The following is a 12,892-nucleotide window of genomic DNA, read 5'->3' as shown; positions in this document are numbered from 1 at the left end:
ACGAGGAGCCAGCGTCAATTTGAGCCTTCCTCCAGCTCATCTCCTCGCGCTGTGAATTCACGTCATCGTGGGCACCGAGCTCACCGACACTGACGCCCACAGCTCGGCGCCAGCCGGCACCATTGCCTCAAATCTGGAATATGGTCGAGCATTCTCGACCGGATCACGCAACAGACTCGGCCATGCCGCGGTATCAACAGGCCACGGACTCATGGGCGGGTACCCGGAGATTCGTGTCCCACATCATCGGACCAAAGCAATCTCATTCTTCCATTTTGCGGCATCGAAGTGGCGAATGGAACGTCGATCAGCGCGTTGTATTTCATAGGAGGAGGGGAGATGTCCACCACGCTGGCCACCGGGAAGCCGCTCCGTCGACGATACGCGCGGTCGAGCACGACCGTGGGAGGTTCAACGATAAGCAGCGAATTGCGCAAGGCCGCAGCCTGCGCGAGCACGATGATCGCCGCCGCAGCGCCCTCCAGCGCCACGCTGCCCCACAGCGCGCTGGTCAAGCCCGGCGGCGTGGCCGCGGGCGCTCGCGAGAGGAATGACCTCGCGATGACCGCGGCTGTCGCCACGTCGTCCTCGCTGCTGTCTCAGACCAGGCCGCCGCCTTCGACCGGCACCCGCATCGGCCATTACGAGCTCCTGCGCGAGCTCGGCCGGGGCGGCATGGGCGTGGTGTTCCTCGCGCGCGACACGCGGCTCGCCCGCCTCGTCGCGATCAAGCTCCTCACCACGCTGAGCCGCACCGGCGTCCGGCGCTTCTTGGTCGAAGCGCGGGCCACCGCGCGCTGCAAGCACGAGCACATCGTGACGATCCACGAGGTGAACGAGCAAGACGGCTACCCGTACATGGTGCTCGAGTACATCGAGGGGCAAAGCCTCCGCGACTGGATGAATCAGCGCAGGCCCCTGGACGCTGGCGAGGAGGTCTCGACGGCGCCGCTGCCGCCCGCTCTGGCGGTCGACATGATGCTCCCCGTCGTGCGCGCGCTCGCGAGCGCGCACGCGTCTGGCCTCGTCCATCGCGACCTCAAGCCCGAGAACATCATGCTGGACGCGTCGGGCGCCGTCAAAGTCGTCGATTTCGGTATCGCCACGCTGCGCGAGGACGAGGCGAGTGGCGCCGCCGAGGTCTCTCGGACCGGTGATCCGCACCTCACCGCCGACGGCGGGATCATCGGGACGCTGCCGTACATGTCCCCTGAGCAGTGGCGTGGGATGGCAATCGACCCATCCAGCGATGTCTGGGCCGTGGGCATCATGCTGCACGAGCTCGTGCTCGGCGCGCACCCGCTCGATCCGTGCAGCAGGACGGACCTCCTCAACGTGCCTGTCCTCGACGAGCCAATGCCCGAGGTCGGCGCGCGCCACCCCGAGATCGGTCCGCTCGGCGCGATCATCGATCGCTGCCTGAAGAAGAGCAAAGCCGAGCGGTACGCGTCCGCCGAGGAGCTCCTTGCCGAGCTCGTGCCTCTCCTGCCCGGGCGTCGGGAGCTGCAGCTCGGCGCCGACGGGAGCCCTTTTGCCGGCCTCTCGTCCTTCCAGGAGGCCGACGCGGATCGCTTCTTCGGCCGCGCGCAGGAGCTCGCGGGCGTGGTCGCGCGCCTCCGCAACCAGCCGCTGCTCGCGGTCGCCGGCGCGTCGGGCGTGGGCAAGTCATCGCTCGTCCGGGCCGGGGTGATCCCGGCGCTCAAGCGCTCCGGCGAGGGCTGGGAGGCGCTCATCGTGCGGCCCGGACGCGAGCCGATGGCGGCGCTCGCCGAGCTCTTCACGAGCCCGGCCGTGCCCCTGAGCCCCGACATGCGACCGCTCGCCCCGGACGGCGGCGCGGGGGCGCGCTCGGGCTTGGTCGAGCGGCTGCGCGCCGAGCCCGGCCTGCTCGGCGTCGCGCTCCGCGGGTGGGCGGTACGCGCGCAGAAGCGCCTCTTGCTGTTCGTCGATCAGTTCGAAGAGCTGTTCACGCTCGGCGCCCCGGCCGGTGAGCGCGCGGAGTTCCTCGCGTGCCTCGAGGGGATCGCCGACGACGCCTCGTCGCCGCTGCGGGTCGTCGTGTCGGTGCGCTCGGATTTCCTCGAACGGACGGCCGGGCACGAGCGTTTCATGGCGGCCATGCTCCGCGGCCTCGTGTTCCTCCTGCCGATGGGGCGCGAGGGGCTGCGCGAGGCGCTGGTGAGGCCGATCGAAGCGGCTCGGCACGAGATCGAGGATCCCGCGATGGTCGAGGGTATGCTCGACGCGCTCGAGTCGACGCATGGCGCGCTGCCGTTGCTTCAGTTCACGGCGGCGAGGCTGTGGGAGATGCGCGATCGCAAGCGCCGGCTGCTCACGCGGGCGAGCTACGAGGCGCTCGGCGGCGTGGCCGGCGCGCTGGCCAGCCACGCCGACACGCTCCTTGCCGGGATGAGCGAGCGCCAGGCGAAGCTGGCGCGGGCGGTCCTGGTGCGCCTGGTGACGCCGGAGCGGACGTGCGCCGTGGCCAGCCTGGGCGAGCTCTGCGAGCTGCCCGAGGACCCAGGCGCGATCGAGCGGGTCGTGGGCCTGCTCGCCGACGGGCGGCTCCTGGAGATCGAGACGGGAAGCGACCGCGCCGGCAGCACGGTGGAGATCGTGCACGAGTCGCTGATCGAGCGGTGGCCGACGCTCAAGCGCTGGCTCGACGAGAGCCAGGAAGACGCGGTATTCCTGGACCGGCTGCGCGCGGCGGCGAGGCTGTGGGATGCGAGCGACCGCGCCACGGACATGCTCTGGCGCGGCAAGGTGGCCGAGGAGGCGCGCGGCTTTCGCAAGCGCTACCGGGGGCAGCTGCCGGACCGGGAGCGGCGCTTCCTGGAAGCGGTGCTCCGGCTGGCCGATCACAGGCAGCGCCGGCGGTGCCGGCTCGTCACCGGGGTTATAGCAGCGCTGTCGCTGCTGGTGGTCTCGGGGACGGGGCTCGTGATGGTGACCCTGGAGTACCAGGTGGTCGCGGCACAGCGCAATGAGACCGAGCTGAGGCTTCGCGACGCGTTGGAGGCCCTGAAGCGCGCCAACGTCGAGGCCGAACGCGCCCGCGTGACGGCGGAGAAGAGCGCGGGGGAGAGGGTGCGGCAGCACAGCGAGACCGAGCAATGGCGGACCAAGCAGATGCTGCGGGAGATGGAGGAGGCCCGGAAGCACGCCGAGGCCGAGGCCGAGAGCGCCCGTGTCGCGGCGCTCAAGGCAAGGAAGGCGGTGGAGAGCAAGCGCCAATGGAAGGAGTTGAACGATTGGATCTGGGGAGAGCGGTAGAGCGACCCGATCGAGCTCGGGCACGTACAGCCGCTCTCCGCTCTCGCCAATGTAGGTCCGCGTTTGCTCGAGCAGCGCCAGGGCGTCCTCCGCCGGCGACGATCACGATCTGACCGGCGCCGCCGCTCGCCTGCTCCCATAGGTCAAGGAGCCACCGGATCTCAGCGTCGCGCCCGACGCAGGGCGTCGCGTCCACGTCGCCCCGCGCGCCGGGCTCGCGATTGCATGCGCGCGCGAACCACGCGTCGAACGCGGGCGGCAGCGACGGCGCCCGCTGCGTGGGCGCGGGCATGGGATCTACGGTGATCGCTAGCACGACATCGAGCAGCGACTCGGCGTTCCAGTACACCTCGCCGGTCAACAGCTTGAAGGCCACGAGCCCGAGCGCCCAGAGATCCACGGGCGGGCCGAGCGCGACGCTCGACTCCCGGAGTTGCTCGGGGGCCATGTACCTCAGCGTCCCCACGAATGCTCCGGATTTCGTCGCCCGCGGCATGGGCCTTGTCCAGCGCCCTGGCCACCTGGGCGAGGATCTCGAGCGCCTCGGCGTGCGGCAGCGGGCCCTTGTTAGCTAGCGGCGGCTCGACGAACCGGGACCGATGTAAGACCGCTGCCCCAGACCCACCGGCCCGTCACCGCTGCGCAGCTTGGACGAGATCAGTCCACTTGATTTGCCGATCCAGTCCACGCCGTTGATGAAGGTCCACTCGGTGGAACTGAGGCCACGGCCATCGAAATGGCGGCCGTCGCGGAGGCCGTTCTCCACGTGACCGCCGATGCGGCCCCTGAACTTGGCCCAAAGCTGGTTGCCGATAGGGTTACCGTTGCCATCCAGGCCAACGAGTCGGTACTCGCTCGGCACCCAGATCTTGGCGCTCCCACCCGGGTCGCCGTTGGTGTCGAGGGCGTCGCCGAACTCGGCGATCAGAGGAACCCTATCCTCGATGACCCACGTGTTCTGATCCTTGTAATTGTAGGTGCCGTGCGCGTTGAGAGAGCTGTAGACCAGCGGGTGCCGATCCTGGAATTGGATATTGGCCCTATCGATCCAAGTCGACACCCCGTGGGCCTCGACCGTCATCCCGGACATCGCGAGCCCATCAGGCCCTTGCTCGAGTCGCACGGTCACGCGCTCGATGTCCCCCGGGTGCCTCGCATAGTCGGCCAGAGTGCACTTCAGGTCGAAGGCGTTCACGTATACGGTCTGCGGGCCGTTGAACGCGCAGAGGATGAGGTAGGTGATCTCCTTGTGGTCGGCAAACTCCTGAACTGCGTAGTACATCGGGGCAGTCAGGCCCTCGCCGGGATACTGCGACGGGTTGATGTCCACGTACGTCCTGGTGCTCGAATTGCTGAGCATGTCCTGCTGGGTAGGGTTGGGGATGTCGGGGCGATGCCAGACGAGTCCATCGTCGGACACCGTGGCCCAGAGCTGGGAGTTGGTTGCACCGGTGTACGTCATGCAGAGCTGATCGTTGAGCGTCGCCAGCGCGGGGACCGAGGTCTGTTGCCCGATCTGCTGGTACCAATTCCAGTCGTTGCCGTTGGCCGACCTGGTGACGTAGATCTCCGACGAGTGCTCCCCGGTGTAGGCCATCCAGAGTTCGCCCTTGAACGCGGCCATCGCCGGGACCCCGGTCTGCTGGCCGATCTTGTGGAAGTTCTTGCTCCAGTCGTTGCCGTCGGCAGAGCTTGTGATCCAGATTTCTGCGCTGCCCTGATCGGAGTAGGCCATCCAGAGCTGACCTCTGAAGACGGCCAGCGCGGGATAATAACGAGTCTGCTGACCGGTCTTGTGGAAGTTCTTGCTCCAGTCGTTGCCATCGGCCGAGCTGGTGACCCAGATGTCCGTCCCGTGCGCGTCGCGGTAGGTCATCCAGAGCTGATTGTTGAAGGTTGCCAGCGCGGGCGTCGCGGTCGTCTGTTGCCCGATGGTGTGGGGCGCCGTCCAGGTGAGCCCGTCGGCCGAGCTGGTGACGACGATCTCCGAGTCCGCGCGGGCGTAGGCCATCCACAACCTGTCGTTGAAGGTGGCCAGGCCCGGCACCGTCGTCCCCTGGCCCTGGATCTCGACGGCGTCTTCGAACTCGAGGCCGTCGCTCGATCTCGTCACCCACAGCTGCGAGGAGTGCGGCTCGCTGTAAATCATCCAGAGCTTGTCACGGAAGGCGATCATAGCCGGGACCACGCTGGTCTGGTGCCAGATCGGCGTCGGGCTCCAGTCCTTCAAGGCTCCGTTCTTCAAGATGTGCTCGATGCTGCAGGGCAGATATTGCTCGTCCTTGTGAAAATGGATGATCGGCGCGAACGCCTTTACGGTGTCGAGGGGAATTGACATCGCTGCCTCCTGGGGTGAGCTGGATCTGGTCGGACCAGGGCAGCGTTCGCGGAGCGATCGGATCGCCGCCCTCTGGACGGTCCATGGTGCGCTGGGGACAACCGGGCAATCGGGCGGGGCTTGAGCGCGAGTCCCAGAGCCTGGTCATCCTCGTGGTCGGCCGCATGTTCTACGTGAGGAGAACAGCTCTTCGTTTTTCGAGGGAGACAGGCATGAAGCTCGTTCATGTGGTGCTGGCGGCGATTTCCCTGGTCCCGGTGCACACGGCCTTTGCGCAGACCTGCCACGAGCTCGTCGTGACGGAAGACAACCTGGGGAGCACGGTGAGCCTGGGGCTCGACGATATCCTGGTGGTTCGGCTGCGCGCGACCCCCTCGACGGGCTCGAGCCAGCAGGGTACAGCCATACGATAGGATGCCTTCGAGCTGCAGCGCGAGGAGGATGTGCGACGTGGCGGCAGGCATCACCGGCCGAATCTTGACCAACGTCCCTATCCGCCAATGGGTCCTCTCTCTTCCTCACGAGCGGCGTGGCCTGGCGGCTACGAAGCCGGATGTCCTCATCGCCCTACCCACGAGCGTACGGAGAGGCCGACCTGCAAGCTTTCCGTCCAAGCACTTGGAATTGCTGGCGTTCCCGAATCAGTATCGGGAATTTAGCGCTCACGCGCCTGGAGCCGCACGACGTCGCGCTCGCGTCCGCGCCGGCCGCGAGCACCGCACGTCGCGGCGCTATCGTCGGGCGGCCACGAGACCGGCTACGGATCGTCCGATCGGGCTCCGCAGGCCCCGCAGCCTCGACCATCCCGCGGCCCCCGCCACTGCTCGAGGGCTTCGCCGCGGTGGTGTTGCGCAGGTGCGCAGGCGGCTACGTGGCGGGGGTGTTCGCCAACCAACTGGTTGGCGAACACCCGAGCGCCCATCCGCCAGCGGTCCGGGTGGCCGCGGTGTTCGTCCACCGAACGGTTGGTCTCGGCGAGGCACGCCTCCACTCGCGGGCGTCGCCCCGAGATCGGGCGAAGGGCGGCCGCCGAGGACGCGCTCGGGCGCAGGGCGGCCCCGTAGAAGCGCCAGAGAGCTCGGGAATGGCTTAGAGGCGCCGAGGACGCGCTCGGGCGCAGGACGGCCCCGTAGAAGCGCCAGAGACGAGCTCTGGACGGCGGCGGCCTCCTGGAGCACCCCGCCCCCGGTACGAACATGCGGCCGCGCCGCGGCACCGCTCTCACCGCTCACCGCGGCGCTGCTGTCTACACATCGATCTCGAGGGGCAGATCGTGCGCGGCGCGTGAACGTGATAGCGTCCGCGCCCGATGAGCACCAACCAGAAAGCGCTTGAAAACAAGGTCGCAATCGTCACCGGAGGCGCCTCCGGCATCGGCCGCGCGCTCGGTGAAGAGCTCGCCCATCGAGGGTGCGAGGTCGTGCTGGCGGATCGCCAGCACAGCGTCGCCGCGGAGGTCGCCAAAGGCATCACCGACCGCGGAGGTCGCGCGACCGCCGCCGAGCTCGACGTGCGCAGCCTCCCGGCCTTCAAGGCCATCGCAAAAGACACGCTGCAGCGCTCAGGCCGCATCGACTACCTGTTCAACAACGCCGGCATCGTCGTCGGGGGCGAGATGGCCAGTTACGTGCAAGAGGACTGGGACGACGTCATCGACGTCAACCTGCGCGGCGTCGTTCACGGCATCCAGGCAGTCTACCCGATCATGGTGAAGCAGGGTTCAGGACACATCTTGAATACAGCCTCCGTCGCAGGCCTCATCGCGGGCTTTAACGGGGGCGCCTACACCGCCACCAAGCACGCCGTCGTCGCCGTCACCAAGGCCCTCCGCGTGGAGGCAGAGCGCTACGGCGTCCGCGCCTCCGTCCTGTGCCCCGGCACCATCCGCACACCCATCCTCACCGGCGGTGTGTACGGCCGTATCAACGTGGAGAACGTCTCCAAAGAGGCCATCATGCGCATGTCGGAGCGCCTGCGCCCAATGCCCCCCGAAGAGCTCGCGCGTCGCACGCTCGACGCCGTCGCCCGCAACGAGGCGATCATCGTCCTGCCCAAATGGTGGAAGGCATTCTGGTACCTCGATCGCCTGTCTCCGGCGCTCAGCCTCAAGCTAGCCAGCTACAGGTACAAGCGCATGCGCGAGGAGATGCTGGCCGCCGGCGCCAAGCCCAAGAGCATTGACGCCGACGCGTGAGCGGCATCCGTGAGCACATTGAATAGAGCCGAACTGGGCGACGCTTCGGTGCCGTTCGAGTTCGATGTCCACGCCATGATCTGGTCCGAGGATGCCCCCGCTCTGGAGAACGCTCTTCGCCGTGAGTTCCACTACCGGCGGGTCAACCTGATCAATGAGAGGAAGGAGTTCTTCCACGTCGAGATCGATGAGGTCGCGGAGGTTGTGCGCAAGCTGCACGGCGAGATCGAGATCACCAAACTGGCCGAGGCCAAGGAGTACCGGCAGAGCGTCGCGAAGCGGCAGGAACGACAGGTGGCCAAGTCCGCCGGACTTCCTCTGACGCCGCCCCCGTCGCAGGTCGAACCGATGCCGGCGTTCGCCTCAGCGTAGATCACGCTTCGGTCTTCACCACCCCGCCCCGAATTCAGGATCCAACCCAAACGAAGGCTGGTTGTGAACGTAGCTCGCGGTCAGATGAAGGGGATGACGGGCACGGCGTCGATCAAGCAGGCGTCGGCCGCGCAGGCGTCGGCGGGGCAGAGGTTGATGACGCAGGCGTTGGCGCCGCAGACGTCGACGGAGCAGGTCCCGTGCGCGACGACGCAGCCATCCGCGCCGCAGCCGTTGCCGCCGCACACGGCGATGGGGCAGCCGTCGAGGACGCAGCCGTTGCCGCCGCAGCCGTCCGCGAGGCAGGCGTCGCCCCCGCACGCTTGCACGCCGCAGGCCGCGGCCCCGCACCCGGCCGCGGAGCAGCCGGCCGCGCCGCACGCCGCGGCGCCGCAGGCGTTGGCGGCGCAGCCCGCGATCGCGCAGGCATCGGCGCCGCAAGCGGCGGTGCCGCAAATCTGGGCGAGGACCTGCTCGATGCCGCAGGCGTGCAGGTGGGCGACGTTGGCCCCGCAGACCGCGACGAGGTGCGTCGCGGCGCCACAGACCTGGGCGAAACTCAGGTTGGCGCCGCAGACCGCCGCGCCACAGTGATCCGCGGCGCAGGGCAGCGTGAAATCGTGCTGCGCGCCGCACGTGTCCGCGGAGCAAGATCGGAGGTTCGCGTCGGCGAGCGCGTTGGCGCGGCGCAGTTCGAGACGCGCGTCGGGGGCGATGGCCGGCCCCCGGTTCTCGCGGACCGCGAAGTAGTCGGCCGCCGGCACGTCGTAGGGCGCGAGCCCGCGCACCTCATCGCCTCCCCGCAGGATCGTCTCCAGGGTCCACGTCTCTCGCTCCGTGGCTTGCGACAGGTGAAGGACGTGGCCCCAGTCGACCGACATGAACATCCTGCACTCGAGGGAGAACAGGAGGAACGCATCGCCCTTCGCAACGAAGGTCTGGCTCTGGGTCGGCCCCCCGAACCTCAGAATGGCATAATAGTGTGAATTGGACGGCGGGTCATCCCGGAGAGCGGCGTACCACAGACGCGTATTGGTTTCCAGCCAGGCATAGACGCCCATACCCGAGTCCGCGTGCAGGGCTATCGTGTCTCCGTAGCAAACGTAGTCCTTCGTCGTCGTCCCCCCGGCGCGGTACACCGTGAATGTATGGCCCTCATCGCGAGTTACAACCGCCACGCCGTTCGCATGTAGCCGTGTGCCATCGAACGACTTGAGCACGATCTTGTCGCCATACCGCAGGGCCGACTCCGGGATGATGGCGCCGATGGTCTTGATCTGGATCGACCTGGTCTTGCCGGTGAAGTCGGCGAGCTCGGCCGCGTCGGACAAAAGCACGCGGCGGTTGCCTTCGAAATCGTCCTCCTCGAAAAGGACCACCTCCAGCCCGGCCGGCACGCGGACCGACAAGAAGCCCGAGAGGAGCAACCCGAGGCTCTCGACCTCGCTCGTGCGGTAGTTTCCCGTGCCCAGCGCCACGTGCTCGCCGCCGTAATCCTGTTCTTTCTGGAACGAAGCGGCGAGCTCGACGAATGCGTACGTGATGCTGCCATCGAAATCTCCGAGGGAGGCGGTGTCCGCGGAGAACGCCCTGCTCGTCTCGGTGAAGCGGTCCTTCTTGCCCAGGACGACGCGCAGCCCAGGCGGGACCTTCAGCGACTGCACCATGGGAAGGCCAAGCGCGATCGGGTCGTGGACCCCGAGCGGGAGCTCCTGGTGCTCGCCGGCGTACGAGGGTTCGCTGTAGAGCGTCACCTTGCGGTCGTAGCTGGAGGCGGGCTCCTGGTCGAGGATCTCGGTGAACCGAAACACGGACCGAAGCATTTCGGGGTCGTTATGGACGATATATTTATCTTCCATGGTTCTCCAACCCTCGCCCCGGTCGTTGTGGATTTGAAAGCACCCCCCGCCGACACAGGAGAGCTTCCACCTCTGACTGGATGCGCCCGGGTCTCTGTCGGCGAGGCCAAGGTAAGTGTTACCGGAGCCGCTGAACGTGACGGTGTCGATCACTTTGCCGCTGGGGACGCTGACGATCCGGAACCAATCTCCGTCGTCGATCGGCTCGAAATGCCATTGCTGGTTCGGCGCTCCCGTCCACGTGGTCTCCACGACAGGGCCACCCACGGCTCCCGCGTCAGCGACGCGGCTCCCGTCCTTGCTGATCGAGTACCGCTTGCTCGGATCGACCGGATACGAGGAGCCGCCGGATGTTGCGTCCATGTCGAGGATCTCGCTGAACTGGACTCCTGCTCCTCCGGATCCAAGCATGATGAGAGAATCGTATGAATTCCACTCTCCGTGACCATCGCGCGGTTGGATCCTGAACCGGCTCCCTCCGAGATAAACGAGCTTCCACATCTGCTTCGAGGCGTCCGGGAGCTTGTCGGCGAGGACCAGGGCCGTCCCTTGCAGAAATGTGAGAGGCTCGACCACCTTGCCCGTGGCGACGCTGACGATCCGGAACCACGCTCCGTCGTCGACCGGCTCGAACTGCCATTGCTGGTCCAGCGCTGCCACCCACATACTGTGATGGAGACCTGTCACACGCTCATGGTATTGATCTGGCAAGTTCAGCTCGCCTGCGGTGATGGCGAGGCCGCTCTCGCCCAATGCGAGCGAGTACCGCTTGCTGTGGTTGAACGAATACGACGGGTGATTCATGCTGTTGCCCGTCAGCGGTTGCACGATGTATCGCATCCTCTTCTCCTCGTCCTCTCGGTCGTCGTCGCTCCTCCGCCTCAGGCCACCACCGGGAGCCGCCGCGGCGCCTCGCCGGCGACGCGGCGCACCGCGACCCGCCGCTCCGCGAGCGGCACCTCGCGCGCTGCGGGCGGCAGCGCGAGCCCCAGGAACCTGTCCCGCTCCACGATCGCCAGCCCCGCGGCCACGAGGGCGCGGAGCCGCGCGCGGACCGCCTCCTCGTCGAGGCGCTCGGCGAGCTCCGCGGGCAGGAGCGCGCGCGCCCGCCGCGGCGTGGCGATGTCCGTCACCGCCCGGTAGATCGCCGCCTCCACCGGGTCGAGCCGGTGCGTCGCGGGCGCAGCGGAGCGCGTGTCCTCGATCGCGAGCCCCCCGCCCGCCTCGTCGCGCATCACGAGCCGCGGCGGCTCCGGCTGCTCGCGGAAGCGCCCCATCCACACGTGGAGCAGCCCGAGCAGCTCGTCGTACGCCGGATCCCCGAGCGTGTCCTTCCAGGTCGCGTCGAAGTAATACGCCACCTTGTCGAGCTCCACCGTGTCCTCGGGGAAGAGCGCGGCGTACCAGCGGGCGGGGCGCACGTCCTCCGTCCACACCCCGCGCCGCGTGAAGTACGGGCTGAACCGGTGCAGCTCGACCTTCGGCACGCCGCCGCTCGGCGGCCGGAGGTGCGCGAGCAACGGGATCCACGCGGCCATTGCCGCGTAATCCTCCGCCGACTCGCCGGGCACGCGGATGAGCACGTTCCAGTAGGGGGTGATGCCGTATTCCGAGCAGCACTTGAGCAGGAAGACGTTCTGCAGGGCGCTGACGCCCTTGCCCATGAGCGAGAGCAGGCGCGAAGACAGGCTCTCGATGCCCGGCTGGATGAACGTCACGCCCGCGTCGGCGAGCGCGCGGATCTCGTCCCGATCGAGGTTGGGCTTCACCTCGAAGAACAGGTCCACCGCCCGCCCGCGCGAGCGCACCCGCTGCTCGGCGAGGCGCGGCAAGAGTGCCCGCCAGGCGTCCGTCGCGAGGATGTTGTCCGTGCCCTGCAGGCTCCGCACGGGGTAACGCGCAGCGAGCGAGGCGAGGGTCGACCGCACGCGCTCGGCGCTCTTGCTGCGGTAGGTCATCCCCTCGCCGTTCAGGCCGCAGAAGGTGCAGTGCTTCTTCTGCCCGTACCAGCACCCACGCGAGGCCTCGAACGGCACGGCGACCCGCTCTTGCCAGCTCGGCTGCTTGTCGAGGGCGACGCGCGCCGCGTCCGCGAAGAACTCGTCGAACGACGGGTCGGGCAGCGCCTCGAGCACCGCGGCGCCCACGGGCGCGGCCGGCGGCCCCGTAACGACGGTGCCGCCCGCGTCGCGCGCAAGGATGCCGTGCAGCTCGCGCGGCGTCTCGCCGGCCGCGAGGGCGCGGAAGAGGGGGACGATCACGTCGTCCGCCTCGCCCGTCGAGACGGCGTCGATCCACGGCGCCTTCCGGAGGAGCTCCTCGCCCATCTCGCCGTGGAAGCAGGCGCCGCCATAGACGAGCTTGATCTCCGGGTGGCGCTCCTTGAGCAACCGCCCGAGGGCCAGGGCGGAGATGGTCTGGAAGAACATGCAGGAGAAGCCGACGGCGCGCGGCACGCCGCCCTCGATCACCCGGCGGTACGCGTGCTCGAGGAAGGGGCCGACGATCTCGCGGCGGATGCGGAGCAGCCACGCCGCCGGGTCGGGCACCTTGGCGATGTTCCGGAGCTCGCCCTCCGCGCGCGCCAGGAACTCCTCCTCGCCCGGGCCGAAGCGGCGGCGCCACGCGGCCTCGGCGAAGAGCCACTCGCCGACCTGGGTCTCGACGCCCTTGAAGAAGGCGATCGACTCGTACGCGCCGAAGCCGATGAGGCGGGCGAAGTCGAAGGTGAGGTGGAGGGTGCTGGCGGGCAGGCCGGCGCCGCGGAGCTGGGCCTGGATCAGGCCGAGCGCGAGCGGGGGCCGCAGCAGCGACCCGAAGGGCATGTTGACGAGGCGGATCATGGGCGGCCTC

Annotated in this window: 9 protein-coding genes; 4 read left to right on the top strand and 5 right to left on the bottom strand. The window is 68.1% G+C overall.

Annotated elements, in window-relative coordinates; translation table 11 throughout:
• Positions 1–209 precede the first annotated feature (209 nt).
• Positions 210–515, bottom strand: coding sequence for a hypothetical protein (locus WME85_RS00755; RefSeq protein ID WP_437834240.1), 306 nt, complete (start codon positions 513–515; stop codon positions 210–212).
• Positions 516–561: 46 nt separating this feature from the next.
• Between WME85_RS00755 and WME85_RS00750 the strand changes: the two genes are divergently transcribed.
• Positions 562–3,276, top strand: a complete 2,715-nt coding sequence (locus WME85_RS00750; RefSeq protein WP_437834238.1) for an nSTAND1 domain-containing NTPase — start codon at positions 562–564, stop codon at positions 3,274–3,276.
• Here the strand turns inward: WME85_RS00750 and WME85_RS00745 are convergent.
• Positions 3,203–3,724, bottom strand: coding sequence for a hypothetical protein (locus tag WME85_RS00745; protein ID WP_437834236.1), 522 nt, complete (start codon positions 3,722–3,724; stop codon positions 3,203–3,205). The genes WME85_RS00750 and WME85_RS00745 overlap by 74 nt on opposite strands.
• A 123-nt stretch (positions 3,725–3,847) precedes the next feature.
• Positions 3,848–5,614 carry a Vps62-related protein gene (locus tag WME85_RS00740; RefSeq protein ID WP_437834234.1) on the bottom strand — a complete coding sequence of 589 codons (1,767 nt, stop codon included), beginning with the start codon at positions 5,612–5,614 and terminating at the stop codon, positions 3,848–3,850.
• Between the two features lie 212 nt (positions 5,615–5,826).
• Between WME85_RS00740 and WME85_RS00735 the strand changes: the two genes are divergently transcribed.
• The 3 genes from WME85_RS00735 to WME85_RS00725 all read left to right on the top strand — a co-directional run bounded on the left by WME85_RS00735 (position 5,827) and on the right by WME85_RS00725 (position 8,180).
• Positions 5,827–6,027, top strand: coding sequence for a hypothetical protein (locus tag WME85_RS00735; protein WP_437834232.1), 201 nt, complete (start codon positions 5,827–5,829; stop codon positions 6,025–6,027).
• A gap of 896 nt (positions 6,028–6,923) precedes the next feature.
• Entirely contained in the window at positions 6,924–7,808 is an 885-nt protein-coding gene (locus WME85_RS00730; protein ID WP_437834231.1) for an SDR family NAD(P)-dependent oxidoreductase, read from the top strand.
• A 9-nt stretch (positions 7,809–7,817) separates the two neighbouring features.
• Positions 7,818–8,180 (top strand): GIY-YIG nuclease family protein, encoded by a 363-nt coding sequence (locus WME85_RS00725; protein WP_437834229.1) that lies wholly within the window; start codon positions 7,818–7,820, stop codon positions 8,178–8,180.
• Positions 8,181–8,260: 80 nt separating this feature from the next.
• Here WME85_RS00725 and WME85_RS00720 read toward each other — a convergent pair whose 3' ends face one another.
• Together WME85_RS00720 and WME85_RS00715 are read right to left on the bottom strand one after the other, a co-directional pair.
• The gene (locus WME85_RS00720) at positions 8,261–10,879 is read right to left on the bottom strand and encodes a Cys-every-fifth RiPP peptide CefA (RefSeq protein ID WP_437834227.1); all 2,619 of its coding nucleotides are present in this window, start codon (positions 10,877–10,879) and stop codon (positions 8,261–8,263) included.
• A 41-nt stretch (positions 10,880–10,920) separates the two neighbouring features.
• Positions 10,921–12,882 carry a RiPP maturation radical SAM C-methyltransferase gene (locus WME85_RS00715; protein WP_437834226.1) on the bottom strand — a complete coding sequence of 654 codons (1,962 nt, stop codon included), beginning with the start codon at positions 12,880–12,882 and terminating at the stop codon, positions 10,921–10,923.
• Positions 12,883–12,892 lie beyond the last annotated feature (10 nt).

Origin of the sequence: Sorangium sp. So ce1153 (genome assembly GCF_051521595.1) — a bacterium.
In the GTDB taxonomy this organism is placed as follows: Bacteria; Myxococcota_A; Polyangia; order Polyangiales; family Polyangiaceae; genus Sorangium.
This window is presented reverse-complemented; position numbering and strand designations above follow the sequence as displayed.

Coding starts and splice junctions, on each gene's coding strand:
- WME85_RS00750 (WP_437834238.1), top strand. CDS start 562: ATGACCGCGGCTGTCGCCACGTCGTCCTCGCTGCTGTCTCAGACCAGG.
- WME85_RS00745 (WP_437834236.1), bottom strand. CDS start 3,724: ATGGCCCCCGAGCAACTCCGGGAGTCGAGCGTCGCGCTCGGCCCGCCC.
- WME85_RS00740 (WP_437834234.1), bottom strand. CDS start 5,614: ATGTCAATTCCCCTCGACACCGTAAAGGCGTTCGCGCCGATCATCCAT.
- WME85_RS00735 (WP_437834232.1), top strand. CDS start 5,827: ATGAAGCTCGTTCATGTGGTGCTGGCGGCGATTTCCCTGGTCCCGGTG.
- WME85_RS00730 (WP_437834231.1), top strand. CDS start 6,924: ATGAGCACCAACCAGAAAGCGCTTGAAAACAAGGTCGCAATCGTCACC.
- WME85_RS00720 (WP_437834227.1), bottom strand. CDS start 10,879: ATGCGATACATCGTGCAACCGCTGACGGGCAACAGCATGAATCACCCG.
- WME85_RS00715 (WP_437834226.1), bottom strand. CDS start 12,882: ATGATCCGCCTCGTCAACATGCCCTTCGGGTCGCTGCTGCGGCCCCCG.